Raw genomic sequence first — 16,065 nt, forward strand, 5'->3', positions numbered from 1 at the left:
TCATAGCAGAAAGCCTGCTTTAAAAATACAAGTGCATAAAGTTAATATCAGCGCATGTTTGATAAATGATTTAATCATTTTTTAACATAAAATACATCGGGTAAAAAGATTTGCCTGCACACCCAATCGTTTTGTATTTCCGGGCGGTTTAACAAACATCTATTCGGTTAGTCTACCAAATCCCCATATAAATTACGGCTAGCATCTGGACATAACAACATAATAAATAAGATATTAAAACCTAAAAAAGGCAATTGATTTCGTCTACGGACGAGGCAGAAAATTGCGGTACTGATTAAAAAATCGACAACCAAATTCCAAGTATTAATGATTGGAAAATTTCTGTACTTTTCAACGACAGAAAGCTTGAGGATTTAAATTATCTTAATAAAGCTTTCGTACGCCCCTGGTGCTCATCAGGAATATTTTGTATCTTGTCATATCTAATATATCTCTCATGAACAATACAATCCCCTGCATCATTATCGATGACGATGAGTCAGCTATTGACATGCTTAAAGAATTTATCTCAGAGTTTCCGAGGCTCAGATTAGCACTAACCTACACAAAATCTGTTTCAGCACTAAATGATATTATCATGCTGAAGCAAAGCCACATCATTTTCACGGATATTGACATGCCTAATCTCTCAGGAATTAACCTTGCCGAAAATCTGAAAGGCGAATCACACCATATTATTTTTATCACCTCCTATCCGCAATATGCGATTGAGGCTTTTAAAGTCAGGGCAAAGCATTATCTTCTTAAGCCATTTGATCTTTCAGAATTTGCAAAAGTGATCAATGATGTGTTAAAAGAATGCTACGGGAGCCATAATTTTGAAGGAGATAATGATGATGTGTTCTATTTTAGAAAATCCAGCGATAAAAGCACAATATTAACTGTTCCAAAAAACAACATCATCTATATCCAGGGTTCAAATAACCATATCCATCTATACACCCCTACTGAAAATCATTCGGTTTACATGACCATTAAGGAGATGGAAGAAAAACTTAAATACAACACAAGCTTTTTCAGGGTGCACAAATCTTACATCATCAATTCTGCTTTCGTAAAGAAAATTGAAGGTAACAAGATAAACCTCGGGAAGTATGAAGTATTGATGGCAGCCCATTACAAGGCTGCATTCAGCAAATTTATTGAAGAGCGGTTTCTATTATCCAACAGAACTTAGCTTGAACGGTTATGGTCGGGCGGTTCGTTATTGTGATAATTAATCGAATTTTTCAAGTTAAGCTCAACCTGTGCAGGGCTTGATGTTTACCTAAGGGAATGATCAGAAATGAAAGCAGTTTGTTATTTAAACATCCATAGCTATAGATACAGCTGAATTTAACTATATTTTTTTATTAAAAATGCAAAAAAAATAAGTTTTCAAATCCTATATTTGCAGCCTTGCTCCCGTAGTTCAATGGATAGAATTATGGTTTCCGGTACCATCGATATGAGTTCGAATCTCGTCGGGAGCACATTAGGAAACAACAAACCAATGTTGTTTCCTTTTTTTTTATCTCTATCAATTCTAAAGCAAAAATCCTTGCAATAGCAATAAATTATGTTCGACCTTTGCTGAAAAGTTTACTTTCTAAATAAATCTACCATACAGGGGCTCAATCTTTTCATTTCTGGCTTACCTTGAAAAATAGAGAAATTTTCATCATATTCCCAGATTATCCATGGAACAGACAGCCGGTTGAGTTCATTTTTAACAACAGTTAAATAATTGCATATGCTCTGTTCGGATGCAAATTTCCGGTATACGCCATACTCACCGCAGAGTATGGGTACGTGATAGGTATTAGACCATTGCTTAATGATCATCAATTTATCGTGTATCGCTCCGGCCTTTCCCTCATTTTGATAATTTTTATAATTTGCTTCTCCGGCTGTACCTTTCGCAGACGAGGCCAAAGGGGGCATCTGATGATCGGTGTAAGGAAAAGGGATGCCTGTGGTAGATACCTGTTTCCCGATCCAATCGGCACCTTGGTGGGTAAATATAAATGGTTCGTAAAAATGAAAAGTATATATGATATTTTTAAATGGTAACGGGGTAATCCTGCTTAACTCATACATGCTATTGTAGTTTGAGGCACCCACAATAATTGTCCTGCCAGGCGACATCTTTCTTATGCGTGTTATCAGTTGCTTCGCAACCGGAAGCCATTGCTGATCATTTACTACCGGTTCGTTTAACAGCTCAAAATAAAGGCTGGCGCTACTGATTTTTCGGTAACGTTTTTCGAGAAATGTCCAAAGCCCTAATAGTTGTTGGGTATCGTACTGCAGGTGATCTGCCCTGAGGTTGCCATAATGGTTTACCAGCACCAACCTGATGCGGTATTGAATGGTTTTTTTAATCACCGCATCTATATCAGCAAGCAGCTTAGCTTTCTGTATATCGCTGCCCTGAATATAAAACTGCTGAAAAGCAACCGGCAGGCGGATTGTTTTAAGACCTAAAGCAGCAATTAAACGGAAGTCGGCATTGGTTAATTTATCTTGGTCCAATGCCTTGGGGTTCCAATACTGTTCAAGCCACGATACATTAATGCCATGCCCCAATTGGTCAGCGCGCAAATGAGACAAACCACGTTGCTGTGCATAACCTAAATGCGCAAAAACGATCAGAAGCAAGAGTATGTATTTTTTTTGTTTCAATTCATTTTTTTTATTATGTTTAAAATTCATCCCTGACATCATGAATATAACAACCAAAACAGGTACTTCTAGTGCTGTTTATGTCAGTGAAGTGGCATATGAAAAGCAATTAACAAAAAAATCGACATACTATGCCAATATTATTATTTGGACTGTTTTATTCCTTTATCCGCTACTCGGCATATTGGATTATGTGTACGCCTACCCGATTTATCAGGCGCTTTTCCTCACTAAAGTAATCATAGTATTGCTAATATATGCCGTTTACGACATTTCGATGAGGCTTGGAAAATCTTCAGATTTTGCATTGCATACTACAATTTTGCTCATATCACTTAATGCCTCCATCATATGCAATATTGTACCTTTCGATATTGCGCCAGTATTTTTCATGGTTTTTGCGAGTTTAGCGATGCTTTTTAACCTTGTTGTTTTTTGGAATCCTGTAAACTCATTCGGTCATTTTTTTACCACACTCATATTTATCGCTGTAGGATATCACCTCCTGAATACGGTTAGTGTAGAAACCTATATCACCCAGGGCGCCGGACTTTTTATCATCATCTTTTTTTTCTCTTGTTTTATACCGATGGCCAGGTATGGTATCATCAGAAAAAACACTTTAAACAACCTGCGTTTAAAAAATACAACAGCCCAGCTCAATCTGCTACATGACGAACTGGTAGAGAAAAACCAGCAGGTTGAAATATCAAATTCAAGATTAACCGGTCTGGTCATGCAACAAGACAGCTTTATGGCCTTTGTTCGTGAAGATATCCTGAGTTTTGTCAGTTCGATCAATTCATCGGCCAATGCGATGAGCGATTTGGGATCTGATCGCGACAACCAACAACGGCATCATATCACTATGATAAACGAAAATATTCTCAGGTTAAAACAACTGGCTGAACTTTTCCCTAATGATCATTCGGCCCTATCGAGTGATATTGTGTTATCGCTAAAAAAAGTAGATCTTCTTGCCAGTGTCCAGGCAGTAGCCGATTGCTTAAGTAAAGGTTTTGGGTATCCAGATATCAACTTTAATGTAAATCCCCAGAAAAAATGGGCAGCGGTTCAACTGGATCAGCTTTATACCGACCAGATTCTTTTTAACCTCTTTGCAAACTGTTTTAAGTTCTGCAACAATAACGAAAACATAAATTGCCATATGAAAGAAAGTAATAACAGGCTCCATCTTATTATCAACTGTATTGCGCCTGGCATAGCAGCAGATCTGTTGGCAAATGAATGGGAATCTGCCGTACCCACGGCACAGAGCCTTCATGAAGGTCTTGGGCCTGGTTTTTATATTGCCAAACTGCTTGCTGAAAAAATGGGAGGTGAACTCATTTACCATAAATTCCAAAACCATAGCTGTTACGTACTTGCTTTTAACCAATAATACCATTCAAATTTTTATCCAGATGAAAAAACTACTGATCTTTTTTGCACTGTTTATTTGCTTCATATCAGGTTTCGCACAAAAGTCGTTCGAATCTTACGGTTATCAGCCCCAGCTGATCAGGGGAACTGAAGGACAGTATACCTATTACATCCGCATACTGCCCAGCCAACAGTTGGATAAAAGCACATTGATAATCGATTTCCAGGCTTCAAGGATACTGAATACTTCAAAATCATTTATTCATATCCTGGTTAATGATATGCCTGCACTAAGCAGCAATTTTCAGACGGACAGCACCAACAGGCTCGTGGTCCCTATACGCAAAAGCAGCAAGGGCACTGCTGACTTTCTAAAAATTACCCTTAAATCACAGCTAATGATCGGAGATGATGTTTGTCAGGATGACAACCAGGCTGGTTTATGGCTAAACATTCTGCCAAGCTCTACCGTGTACTGGGCAAAAAATAAGCAGTATGGTCCGTCTAGCGTAAATCTTTCCAATGCCCTTTTCAGTAAAAAAGCGATTGTTTATCCCAATGATATTTCGGCTGCTGAACTGCAAACGGTTGCTTTAACCTATGCCAAACTGTTAAGGAGCGGTACTGAACATGTAGACCTTTACCCGATTTCGCAGATGCCACAAAGTCTAGATAATTTTATCGCTGTTGGATTAGCGCATAAGCTTAAGGCTAAATTTGGAAACAAATTTACCCTTGATCCTAAAAAAGGTCAGGGTATGCTCTATCTGCATAAAGAAACTGATACCACCGAGATTGGATCGCTCAGGCAGATCCTGTTTGTAACCGCAGCTGACGTTGCCGGTATGAGTAAAGCTGCTGACGCATTGCTAACCCCGGGAATTTTGGGCAGTAGCTTTCAGGATGTATTAAAAGTTGACAGGGCAGGTTATAAGGAATTGGAGAAAAAAAGCAGGCTGAATCTTTCACTCCTGGAAGATAATAACAATCTGATGATGGGAGCAGGAAGCCTAACCCATGATTACCGATTTAAAACATCGGCATTCCGCTCACTTCCGGCAGCACTCAACTGCCAGTTTGAGATTAAGTTTTCTGGTATCGGGCAAAATGACAGGGGTTATTTTAATGTTTATTTAAATGATATATTACTCACAAGCAGACAATTAAATGAATCTGGTGCATTACAAATAAGTACAACAGTTAACCGCTACCAGATCAAAAAATTTAATGTACTCAGAACAGAATTTATATTTTACCCGGTCGATGGGATATGCAAGGGTAATTTTAAACATTTTATCGGACAGGTTGATGCCTCAAAATCTTATATAGAAGTATCGGATGAGCTGGAAGAAAAGCAAGCCAGTTTTTACAGTTATCCTGATGTTTTCCAACAGGGAACGACCATATTGGTTGCAAAAAATATGCTTTCTCATGCTGTAAAAGCAATTTGTGAATTAATTTACCAGTTAAACGATCATCCAAGCAATGAGATTGTATACCGTCCGGTTGTAGATTTCAGCAACAATGCGGCTAAGTATAAAGGGCGCAACATTGTGTTAATAAGCGATAGGCAGGATCAGTTGCTCCGCAGTTTTAAGGAGATGCCATTACAATATAAAACTGATTTTACCATTTATGGCGAGCAGCCCGGAGAAGCGATATATAAACTTTCATCACCAGAAGCTGCGGCAATTTCGCAGATATTCAGTGATCAGAATTACCCCTTGGTACTTTCGGTTACCGCCCTGCCAGATGATGCTGCCACAGCACTTTTGTCAAATAGCATTCTGGATTTAAATGAACAGCTGAACCAGCTTTCGGGAAACACAATGATCAACAGCAAAAACAACCACCTCATATTCAATTTAGAAAGGAACAGCAACAATATTGTTTACGAAGGTGATGGTAACGGACAATGGATAACGCTGTGGCTCAAATACAAATTGCTTTTGCTTGCGGGCGCGCTATTCCTGATTTTTCTGGCCTACCTATATGTACGTTCAAAGGTAAAAAAATCACAAAAAATTGTAAATCAATAACTTATAAACATGAAAACCAAAGCTATAAAATTTATTTTTGCAACAATTATCCCATTTTTCATGGTGCAGTATGCTATAGCTAGTGGTTTCCCTATGCGGAAAGGCAAAGCGCTACTTGCCCCCTACCTCAGTTATTTCGTGGCCAACCAATACCGCGATATTAAAGGGCAGAAGTACAGTTATGCAAATGGCGGAAAATACAGTTCTTTTACCATGCAGCTTTATCTGGAGTATGGCATTACCGATCACCTCGATCTGGTTGCAAAACTTCCTTTAACTGCTGCACAGTTTAAAGATAATGTACAGCGAAATAACAATACGGCACTTTCTGACGTAGAAATAGGACTTAAATATAACCTTTTGGAATTTAATCAGAAAAAGTACTTTCTCTCGGCGCAGGCATTGGCAGCGGTTCCGTTGTATGGCAAAAATGGTAACCTCAGCACAGGTTATGGCCAATTCGGTTCTGAACTTAAATTACTTTTTAGCGGGAGTACCCCGGCAGCCTATTTTAATGTAGAAGCGGGTTACAGGCAATATTTCGGTAATACGTTTGGTAACGTGGGGCAAGTAAGTTACATCGCAACGTCTGGATGGCATTTGGGCAAAAATAATCAGCTCGTTGGAGAACTAAACGGGATCAGTTCGTTAAGATCGAACCAATTTAATCCGGAAAATCCAGCTTCAAATACCGAATATACGTTTGTAAAAGCCAATATCAGCATAGGACAACGCATTACTGGTGATAACTGGATATTCGCAGGCCTTTTTCACGATATATTTAACAGGAACTCGGGCATTGGCCAAGGTGTTACAGTTACGGGGATTATACGCTTTTAACATGGGCCAGAAACAACAGCGTTATATTATGGGAATACTCTCTGATCACGGTTATATAACGCATGATGATGTGGTGCGGATTTCTTCGTTTGGAGAAACCAGCGGACTATCGCTGATAAAAATCCTGCTTAATTTTGGGTACATCAGCCGGAAAGATTACCAAAAATGCTTATCGGAAGAGGGCTACGATTTTAAAGACGTTCGGTTGGAAGAGACCGATCCTGAGGTTATGATGCGGATGGATCTTAAATCGGTTGATCGCGACCTGATCCTGCCGTTGCGAATAGAAGATGGTTATGTGCTTGTTGCTGTTGCCGATCCTACTGCAACAGCAGATTTTCTGTTGATTGAGGAAAAATACGGTTGCCCTGTAAAAGTACTGCTTACCTCCGATCTCGATATCATATGGCTCGGACATAAACTACTGGGTGAAAACTATGTTAAAAAAGCAGTCTTCGAATTACTCAACAGGGATCCGGAAAGCTCGGCACTGGTTACTTTTACCAAATCCCAGCTCATTATCATCTTTTCAGTTATTGCACTGGTTACGGTTGCACTCTTTCTCAGTTTTACGAACACCACCATCATCATCAATATGTTAATGAGCAGCTTCTTTTTAGTAGCTGTTACTTTTAAGCTGTTTCTTGCCCTTACCGGATCAAAGCTCGAACTTTTTCAGGCCGTAAGTAAAAAAGAGCTTCTAGGGATAAACAGAGAAGAACTGCCTGTTTTTACCATCCAATTACCGGTTTACAGAGAAGATAAGCTAATCAAAAAACTGATCTGGAACTTACAATCGCTGGATTACCCGAGAGAAAAACTTGATATTAAACTCCTGATAGAAGAAGATGATGACAAAACATTAAATGCTGTAAGAGATCTTGATTTTCCGGCCATTTTTGAAGTGATTGTTGTTCCTTTCCACATGCCCAAAACAAAGCCGAAAGCCTGTAATTATGGTCTCTATTTTTCGCGCGGCGAATACCTTACAATATATGATGCCGAAGATGTACCAGACCATGACCAACTGAGAAAAGTGGTGATCCTGTTCAGCAAGCTTCCCAAAAACTACATCTGTATACAATGTGCGCTTAATTATTTTAACAGGAATGAAAACTTTCTTACACGAATGTTTACCCTCGAATATTCGTACTGGTTCGATTATATGCTGCCGGGCCTAAGCACCCTTGATATTCCCGTTCCATTAGGCGGTACCAGTAACCATTTTAAGCTCGAAAAACTAATGGAACTGGGGGGCTGGGACCCTTTTAACGTTACCGAAGATGCCGACCTCGGCATAAGGGCTTTTGCAAAAGGCTATAAGGTTGCACTGGTAAACTCTACCACTTATGAGGAAGCCAACAACGAACCTTTCAACTGGATCAGGCAACGCTCCAGGTGGATAAAAGGTTATATGCAAACCTATCTGGTACACATGCGTAATCCTTCAAAACTGATAGAAAAAATAGGCTGGAAGGGTTTTTTGGGCTTTAACTTTTTTATAGGCGCAACACCTGTTACGTTTCTTATCTACCCGCTTCTGCTACTGATTTTCATTTGCTACCTGATATTTGATCTTGACGATATCCGTACCGTATTTCCTGATTGGGTTCTTTACATTTCGATATTCAACCTCGCAATAGGCAACATCCTCATTATCTATGTTAATATGATCGCTGTTTTCAAAAGAAGATATTATGAACTCATTTTATTCTCTATCCTTAACCCTTTTTACTGGTTAATGCACTCCATTGCTGCTTATAAAGGCCTTTGGCAACTGATTACCAAACCTTTCTACTGGGAGAAAACGGACCATGGCTTAAGTAAATTACAAACGAACAGAGACATCAAAACGGATACCAGATGAGCGCACAATCGAATAAACCTTTAATCCTGGTATCTTTTTTATTGTTCGGATATTATCTATATATCGCTTACACACTTTTTTATGGGGGGATACACAGCAATGAGGCCCTATTTTTTACAGAAAAATCTGCATTGCTGCGCGAGGGCGATGTGGATCAGATCAAACTCGCCGGACTTACTTTCCCACAGTTGCCTTTTCTAATTTCCTGGCTTTTCTCATTTCTGGATTTGAAGTTTTCTCCGGTTTTTGCCTCATCATTAGGCACTTCTGTACTATTCTTCATTATTACATTTTCAATCAGAGCAAACCAGTACCGAAACTGGTTGTTTTTGGGCATACTCATCACTTTTATACTGCATCCGGCATTTATTTATTTCGCTGTATCAGGAAAAAGTTCGTACATGGTACTCATCTTCTTTTTTCTTTTTGTGATGAGCATTTTCAGGTATTTCCGCACCAATACATCTTACCATATTTCAGTAGCCAGCATCTATTTCACACTGCTTATTTTCTGTTCGTTTAAATTTTTCTGGCTGGTGCTGTTTATCCTTCCCATCATTTTTTTTGTAGCGCTTCAATCTATGACAGTTGCAAAAAACGATCTCATGGATAAGATTGCAATTGCATTCAATACCGAATCGATAAGGCGTAAACTGGTGAATAAAACCTTGGCCATATACCTCGTCATCTTCGCCCTTCCGATAACCGCGATGTTGATTTTCAGGATATTGAACCAGGCGTATACCGGAGATGCAGATTATTACTTAAACAGCCCTTATGCAAATTATACCGCCATTACAGACCAGACAGATAATCTCCGTAATTTAACCGATAACAAACTGGGGCGCATATTTCCTGAGGTACATTTTTTAACAACAGTAAGGATATTGCTATTTGCCCCCTTGATCGTGTTCTGCCTGGGCATTTTCAAGAGCATCAGCCGTAATATCTTTGTGGTTTTTTCCCTTTTCTTTTTCATGGAATTTTTAAAGATAAAATATCCTAATGTTTTTATTCTAAGTCATTTTTACGCGGCCTTCATATGTCTTTCCTGGGCTGTGATAGCGAACGCAAAAAGCATCCGAAAACTCAGATTCAGTAATTTTTTTTATTTTTCGATTATCATTCTACAGTTAGTTACCGCATGGTATACGGTTAATTCCGGACATATACCCGAAGAAAAAAAATTCCAGCATGCATTTGTATCCATCATCACCCAAAAACCAATTGAAAGAGATGATACCGAAAAAATATCGAACTACATCAAAAGTATCAAATCTGACGATGCTATACTTGCGGATGATGCCAATGCCTACCGGATCATCGCATTGACGGGATCTGCCGAAATATTTCTGACTCCGGGAGAAAATAGTTTTTTGGCCGCACTTGCCCGGCCGGCAAAACATGTATCGTACATACTGGCCACCAAAAAAGACAGCCCGTATGATTCATTTGGATTATTAAATGCCACTATGATACAAAACTTGGTTTTAAAGGGAATTTCACTAGATCCGGTCTGCTTCAATAAAAACTGGATATTATGGCGTATCCAAAACGAGCAAAAATAACAATTCAGTATGTTCAATACTACCCTGGAGCACCACAATATTGTTTATCGGGAAAATCAAGCTTTTGTGTCGGAGCATCATATACACTATCTTTTTTGTCTCTTATTTAAAGTATTGAACAATGTTGTAAAACGGATGACGGGCAGTGTACATGTAAATCGCCTTGAACTCAGGTCGAGGCAATGTATAAAAATGTAACTGTTCCAAAATAGAATTTCCTTTTTTTAAGAATAGTAAATGACCGGAAAAGTATCACAGAATCTCCTATCCGGATAATAAATGCCAACCAGTTTAAAATGAAATGTGAGCAATGGCCAAATAATGAATTGCTACATTTCATATTTAAATGTTTATGCCTATCCGCTTATTTTATAAATCTTCCCTTTAGTGGTTAAAAACGTAGTGAGATATCCATTGCCTGATTTAGTGACCTTTTGTTTAACCCCATCTACACGAATCTGATGGCTTGTTCTAATTACACAATTGCCCCCGTTTCCAGATCTGATCAATGCCGATTTTAATTTACCTGCATTCCATTCCATATCCACTGTAAAAACACCCCGCGCTTTTAGCCCTGATATTTTTCCGTTGGCCCATGCTTTTGGAAGTGCTGGCAATAGGTGCAACTCACCGAGTTGACTTTGTAAGAGCATTTCGGTTATACCGGAAGTTGCACCAAAATTTCCATCAATTTGAAATGGAGGATGGGCATCAAAAAGATTTGGATACAAACCACCGCCTTTTGAAACACTTAAATCGCGCATTAAATCGCGAACCAATTTATAGGCATGATCGCCATCAAGTAAACGGGCCCAAAAGTTAATTTTCCAGGCAAGGCTCCAGCCAGTTCCCTCATCTCCACGTAATTCAAGCGTTTTTTTACTTGCAGCCGCAATATCAGAATTGATTAATGGAGATATTTCCCGTCCCGGATGTAAACCAAAAAGATGACTAACGTGGCGGTGATGTGGTTCTACATCTGTCCAATCCTTGTACCACTCCTGTAAGTTGCCCGCCTTACCGATATGAAGCGGATATAGTTTTGCTAATTTGGCTTGAAGTATTTTTCTGAATGCTCCATCAATTTTTAATGATTCGGAAGCTTCTATACAATTGCGGAAATGGTCACGAACGATCGACATATCCATTGTTGTCGCGATAGAGGTATTTGCGGGTTTCCCTTTATCGTCATAATATTCGTTTTCTGGCGAGAATGAGGGAGCGGTAACCAGGTATCCGTTTTTATCTTCTACCAGATAATCAACTAAAAATTCAGCTGCCCCCTTCATCACCGGATAAGCCTTTTTCAAAAAGTCTTTATCCTGGGTAAACCGATAATGCTCATACAAATGCCGGCTTAGCCAGGGAGCGGCCATGTACCAGTTTGCCCATTTAGGGTCGCCCTTGCCTAAATCCCCTACCGGATTACTTAAGGCCCAGATATCGCTGTTATGGTGTGCCACCCAACCTTTCATATGATAAAAATCTCTTGCTGTTTCTTTTCCTGTTATGGCTAAATCGTTGATAAACTTAAACAATGGGTATTCCATCTCTTCCAGATTACTGATGGCAGCAGGCCAATAATTCATTTGGGTGTTAATGTTGATAGTGTAATTTGAGCTCCATGGTGGTCGCATAGAGGCGTTCCAGATTCCCTGAAGATTTGCAGGAGGTCCGCCAGGACGTGAAGAACTGATGAGCAGGTACCTTCCGTATTGGTACAAAAGTGTCTCGAATGCCGGGTCTTTTATGCCTTTGCTAAATTCAATCAGGCGCTCATTTGTGGGAAGTTTCGCATTTGCAGCATCACCGGTTGAGCCCAGCGTAAATTTAACCCGATTGAAATAGCGTGAGTAATCGGCCAGATGCTCCGTAAAGAGTGCTTTCCACGGTCGTTTAATTACAGCTAAAAGATTATCGTTAGTAATTTTAACCTCATCTTTCCCCTCGCTTACCGGACATTTATCAAAACCGTTAAAACTCGTAGCAGCACAAATAAACAATAATACTTCGTCGGCATTTGTAACCTTCACACCCGAAGTATCAGACCTTACGCTTCCACCTTTTAAAACGGCTCGAACCTGCAGGGCTACCCGCATACCGCGGCAATCTCCATCCTCATAATTTATTGGCTTCGGATTGTAATCTATATAATTGGGATCAACCTGTGAAGGGGCTTTTCCCTTAAAAATAATACCACTGTTCCCATCTGCAGTTACAGCTCCTTTAAGCTGACTACTTACACTGGCAAAAAAACTGATCATGCCAGGTTTATCTGCACTTAAGCGGATAACAATGGCCTTACCCGGAGCAGTGGCTATGATTTCGCGTTTGTAAGCCACTCCGTTTGCATTGAAATGAACGGATGCCATACTTTCATCAATGGATAAATCTCTTACGTATTGCTCAAATTGCCCTGTTCCAATATCCTGTTTTAACTTAAGGTCGGCCAGGGGTAAATAAGATTGAGAATAAACCCCCTGCATTTTACTTACCTCCGTATTTGCCTCCTGGTAATTCTCATTTTTCAAAAGCAACCCGCGGGTACGCATCAGGTATTCTGGCGCCCTGGGATTTACATTTGCTTTAACCGGACCACCACTCCATAAAGTGGCTTCATTAAGCTGGAGTAATTCATTAGAAGGATCGCCTAAAATCATGGCGCCCAACAGGCCATTCCCAACGGGCAAAGCTTCAGTCCATTTTTTTGCAGGAGTATTGTACCACAATAAATCATTTTTTTGTCCAAAACACCGAAAAAATAAACCGGAACAAATAAACAGGAAAAATAAAAAACGAATCATAGATTAATATTATATATTAAATTTTAAGAAATGATCTTTAACGACTGTATGGTCTTCAATATTAAATTAAAATTCTGACAAATACGAAGAATTTGACTTAGGTATTGGTATTATGCCCGATATATTGCCACATCTTTTCTACCAAAAAAGGCTTTTTGAGGTTAGCTGCTACTGGCCATCCCACAGCCGGATAGTAATGAAAATTAGTTAATGACGCTTATTGTTAAAAATAATTAGTTTATTTATAAACATAATATAACATTTTTACGTATTAATAAACTACAATGATATACAAATAATCATCTCATGCAATTCCAAAATAAAAATATACTCATTATTGGTGCAAGTTCTGGTATAGGCCTTGAGTTGGTTCACCTGCTTAGTAGTGAAGGCGCAAATGTGTTTGCTGCATCCAGAAGCCGTTCAGAGCGCTGGCCCGGGTCTGTCCGCTATATTGAGCTGGATGTTACACTGGAAACCGGAATCTTATCTGATGCACTACCTGCTGAACTACATGGATTTGTTTACTGTGTTGGTAATATTAACCTCAAACCCTTTTCCAGAATTTCTGAAAACGAACTGATAGCAGATTTTAAACTTAATGTGGTAGGGGCAGCTTTATCAATACAACAAGCGCTTAAACCACTAAAAAACGCTACAGCGGCGTCCATCGTGCTTGTCAGTTCTGTAGCCGCCAGAACCGGGATGGCTTATCATGCCAGCATTGCGGCATCCAAAGCAGCAATAGAGGGATTAGCCATTTCTTTGGCGGCGGAGCTGAGCGGAAGCCAGATTAGGGTAAATGTTGTTGCACCATCTTTAACCGATACGCCATTGGCATCAAAACTGCTCAATACTCCTGAAAAGATAGAAGCCTCTGCAAAAAGGCATCCCATAGGAAGATATGGTTCACCTCAAGACATCAGCACAGCCATCAGATTTTTATTATCAACTGAAAGCAGTTGGATAACTGGTCAGGTTATTCCCATTGATGGGGGCATGAGCAATTTAAAAACAACATTTTAACTGTAAAACCGGCGCCGAATAAAACCGTGTTAATAACTGTTCTAATCATAAAAGACATGATGTATAATCTCATAAATGAACTATTATCCTTAGTTAAAACTTACGAAAATACAGCTACAAAACCAAAGGATGATTTATACTCTTTTCAAAAATGGCTTAGTGAACAACCGGCGGTTAATGCTGCATTAGTTAAAGTAGAACCTGAATGGAGCGGTAAAATAAACGGACGATCTGCAGATAGTGTAATCAATACTGCCCTTGTTCATCTTTACAGGTATGCAAAGATGCATGCAAAGGCGGCAATATCAGAAAGTTCATTTTCCACTCCTGATGAATTCATTTATCTCATCAATCTGGTTTCGCACGGTGCAATGAGCAAAACAGACCTGATCAAAGAAAATGTGCACGATAAGCCAGCAGGAACATTGATTATTAAAAGGTTACTGGATAAAGGTTTTATCGAACAAAAACCTTCGGGTGTAGATAAAAGAAGCGTAATCATAGCCATTACCGAGAAGGGAAATGATGAGCTTAATAAATGTATGGATAGCATTCGCCTGGCATCGGCCAAAGTTACCGGCCCACTAAATAACGATGAAAAAATAAGGTTGATTGCTATTCTTAAGAAGCTTGAAGATTTCCATTACGAACAAAATTTCGAAAAGATTTAATTATTAATAAATGAAGATAATCTATGACAGCGTATCTGCGCAGTGCAGTAAGGTAGTTACCAAAAGTTACAGCACAAGCTTTTCACTGGGCATCCGTTTCCTAAACAAACGCCATCGGGATGCCATTTACGCGATATATGGTTTTGTTAGGCTTGCAGATGAAATTGTAGATAGTTTCCATGACTATGATAAAGCCACCCTACTGTATAAATTTAAACGGGATTGTGAAGAGGCTATCCACGACAAGATCAGTTTAAACCCAATCCTTAATGCCTTTCAACAGGTTGTAAACAAATACAAGATAAAACAAGAACTCATCGAACTCTTTCTGGAAAGTATGGAGATGGATCTTCATCAGCAAAAATATACTCCTGAAAAGTATGACCGTTATATTCTGGGTTCGGCACAGGTGGTAGGCTTAATGTGCCTGCAGGTTTTTGTAGATGGCGATCCGGACAGTTACGAGCGTTTAAAGGAACCTGCCATGAAATTGGGTTCAGCTTTCCAGAAAGTAAATTTTTTGAGGGATGTAAAAGCAGATTTTTATTCGTTGAGCAGAAATTATTTTCCGGATATAAACCTGTCTGAATTTTCAATAGCTGAAAAACTGGTGATAGAAAATCAGATTTCAGCTGAATTCGATGCTGCGCTATATGGCATAAAAGCATTGCCAAAATCATCGAGAGGTGGTGTATACCTGGCATACGTTTACTACAGAGCACTTTTCGAGAAGATAAAGAAGAAAACAGCAACACAGATTATGAATGAGCGGGTCAGGATTTCCAACAGCCATAAATTTATGCTGATGTTTGGTTCAGCACTTAAAAGCAGATACAACAAAATATAACGAGTAAGTAAGAGCCGATACAAAACCGCTAATGAATTAAAAATGACTAACATCAATACACTTTCGGCAGTTGAAATAGACAGGATCATAGAAATGGCATGGGAAGACCGGACTACCTTTGATGCGATCTTTGTACAATTTGGACTGAAACACCAGGAAGTAATCGTGTTAATGAGGAAAGAAATGAAAAAGCGCAGCTTTAAAATGTAGAGAAAACGCGTGAATAATAAATCTACCAAACATGCTGCATTAAAGGCTAATGCAATTTCACGCTTTAAATGCGACCGACAAAGGGCAATTTCAAATAATAAAATAACCAAAAGGTAATTTGGCTG

General features: G+C 39.2%; 11 protein-coding genes, 1 tRNA gene and 1 pseudogene. 11 read left to right on the plus strand and 2 right to left on the minus strand.

Annotated elements, in window-relative coordinates:
• Nucleotides 1–457: 457 nt before the first annotated feature.
• Both ABEG20_RS10950 and ABEG20_RS10955 read left to right on the plus strand, forming a co-directional pair.
• Nucleotides 458–1,198: a LytR/AlgR family response regulator transcription factor gene (locus ABEG20_RS10950; RefSeq protein WP_406823385.1), complete on the plus strand. Its 741-nt coding sequence runs from the start codon at nucleotides 458–460 to the stop codon at nucleotides 1,196–1,198.
• Nucleotides 1,199–1,421: 223 nt separating this feature from the next.
• Nucleotides 1,422–1,493, plus strand: a tRNA-Arg gene (locus ABEG20_RS10955).
• A gap of 109 nt (nucleotides 1,494–1,602) precedes the next feature.
• Here ABEG20_RS10955 and ABEG20_RS10960 read toward each other — a convergent pair.
• Nucleotides 1,603–2,685 (minus strand): glycoside hydrolase family 5 protein, encoded by a 1,083-nt coding sequence (locus ABEG20_RS10960; RefSeq protein ID WP_406823386.1) that lies wholly within the window; start codon nucleotides 2,683–2,685, stop codon nucleotides 1,603–1,605.
• A gap of 40 nt (nucleotides 2,686–2,725) precedes the next feature.
• Between ABEG20_RS10960 and ABEG20_RS10965 the strand changes: the two genes are divergently transcribed.
• From ABEG20_RS10965 to ABEG20_RS10985, 5 genes are read left to right on the plus strand one after another with little or no spacing between them, the layout of a single operon-like run.
• Complete coding sequence (locus ABEG20_RS10965; RefSeq protein ID WP_406823387.1) at nucleotides 2,726–4,087, plus strand: sensor histidine kinase; 1,362 nt, start codon at nucleotides 2,726–2,728, stop codon at nucleotides 4,085–4,087.
• A 22-nt stretch (nucleotides 4,088–4,109) separates the two neighbouring features.
• Nucleotides 4,110–6,107, plus strand: coding sequence for a cellulose biosynthesis cyclic di-GMP-binding regulatory protein BcsB (locus ABEG20_RS10970; RefSeq protein ID WP_406823388.1), 1,998 nt, complete (start codon nucleotides 4,110–4,112; stop codon nucleotides 6,105–6,107).
• 9 nt (nucleotides 6,108–6,116) lie between these two features.
• Nucleotides 6,117–6,947: a hypothetical protein gene (locus ABEG20_RS10975; RefSeq protein ID WP_406823389.1), complete on the plus strand. Its 831-nt coding sequence runs from the start codon at nucleotides 6,117–6,119 to the stop codon at nucleotides 6,945–6,947.
• A 1-nt stretch (nucleotide 6,948) separates the two neighbouring features.
• Nucleotides 6,949–8,814 carry a glycosyltransferase family 2 protein gene (locus ABEG20_RS10980; protein ID WP_406823390.1) on the plus strand — a complete coding sequence of 622 codons (1,866 nt, stop codon included), beginning with the start codon at nucleotides 6,949–6,951 and terminating at the stop codon, nucleotides 8,812–8,814.
• The gene (locus tag ABEG20_RS10985) at nucleotides 8,811–10,382 is read left to right on the plus strand and encodes a hypothetical protein (RefSeq protein ID WP_406823391.1); all 1,572 of its coding nucleotides are present in this window, start codon (nucleotides 8,811–8,813) and stop codon (nucleotides 10,380–10,382) included. Before ABEG20_RS10980 ends, ABEG20_RS10985 begins: the two co-directional genes overlap by 4 nt.
• Before the next feature lie 356 nt (nucleotides 10,383–10,738).
• Here the strand turns inward: ABEG20_RS10985 and ABEG20_RS10990 are convergent, their stop codons facing one another.
• Nucleotides 10,739–13,111: a glycosyl hydrolase family 95 catalytic domain-containing protein gene (locus ABEG20_RS10990; RefSeq protein WP_406823392.1), complete on the minus strand. Its 2,373-nt coding sequence runs from the start codon at nucleotides 13,109–13,111 to the stop codon at nucleotides 10,739–10,741.
• Nucleotides 13,112–13,492: 381 nt separating this feature from the next.
• Between ABEG20_RS10990 and ABEG20_RS10995 the strand changes: the two genes are divergently transcribed.
• The 4 genes and pseudogenes from ABEG20_RS10995 to ABEG20_RS11010 all read left to right on the plus strand — a co-directional run bounded on the left by ABEG20_RS10995 (nucleotide 13,493) and on the right by ABEG20_RS11010 (nucleotide 16,057).
• Nucleotides 13,493–14,212: an SDR family NAD(P)-dependent oxidoreductase gene (locus ABEG20_RS10995; protein ID WP_406823393.1), complete on the plus strand. Its 720-nt coding sequence runs from the start codon at nucleotides 13,493–13,495 to the stop codon at nucleotides 14,210–14,212.
• Between the two features lie 56 nt (nucleotides 14,213–14,268).
• Entirely contained in the window at nucleotides 14,269–14,883 is a 615-nt protein-coding gene (locus tag ABEG20_RS11000) for a MarR family winged helix-turn-helix transcriptional regulator (RefSeq protein ID WP_406823394.1), read from the plus strand.
• Nucleotides 14,884–14,893: 10 nt separating this feature from the next.
• Entirely contained in the window at nucleotides 14,894–15,730 is an 837-nt protein-coding gene (locus tag ABEG20_RS11005; RefSeq protein ID WP_406823395.1) for a phytoene/squalene synthase family protein, read from the plus strand.
• A 42-nt stretch (nucleotides 15,731–15,772) separates the two neighbouring features.
• Nucleotides 15,773–16,057 (plus strand): annotated as a pseudogene (locus ABEG20_RS11010) (TIGR03643 family protein).
• Nucleotides 16,058–16,065 lie beyond the last annotated feature (8 nt).

The sequence above is a fragment of the Pedobacter sp. KACC 23697 genome (assembly GCF_045348445.1).
Taxonomy (GTDB): domain Bacteria; phylum Bacteroidota; class Bacteroidia; order Sphingobacteriales; family Sphingobacteriaceae; genus Pedobacter.

Coding starts and splice junctions, on each gene's coding strand:
- ABEG20_RS10965 (WP_406823387.1), top strand. CDS start 2,726: ATGAATATAACAACCAAAACAGGTACTTCTAGTGCTGTTTATGTCAGT.
- ABEG20_RS10995 (WP_406823393.1), top strand. CDS start 13,493: ATGCAATTCCAAAATAAAAATATACTCATTATTGGTGCAAGTTCTGGT.
- ABEG20_RS11000 (WP_406823394.1), top strand. CDS start 14,269: ATGATGTATAATCTCATAAATGAACTATTATCCTTAGTTAAAACTTAC.
- ABEG20_RS10985 (WP_406823391.1), top strand. CDS start 8,811: ATGAGCGCACAATCGAATAAACCTTTAATCCTGGTATCTTTTTTATTG.
- ABEG20_RS10950 (WP_406823385.1), top strand. CDS start 458: ATGAACAATACAATCCCCTGCATCATTATCGATGACGATGAGTCAGCT.
- ABEG20_RS10970 (WP_406823388.1), top strand. CDS start 4,110: ATGAAAAAACTACTGATCTTTTTTGCACTGTTTATTTGCTTCATATCA.
- ABEG20_RS10980 (WP_406823390.1), top strand. CDS start 6,949: ATGGGCCAGAAACAACAGCGTTATATTATGGGAATACTCTCTGATCAC.
- ABEG20_RS10975 (WP_406823389.1), top strand. CDS start 6,117: ATGAAAACCAAAGCTATAAAATTTATTTTTGCAACAATTATCCCATTT.
- ABEG20_RS11005 (WP_406823395.1), top strand. CDS start 14,894: ATGAAGATAATCTATGACAGCGTATCTGCGCAGTGCAGTAAGGTAGTT.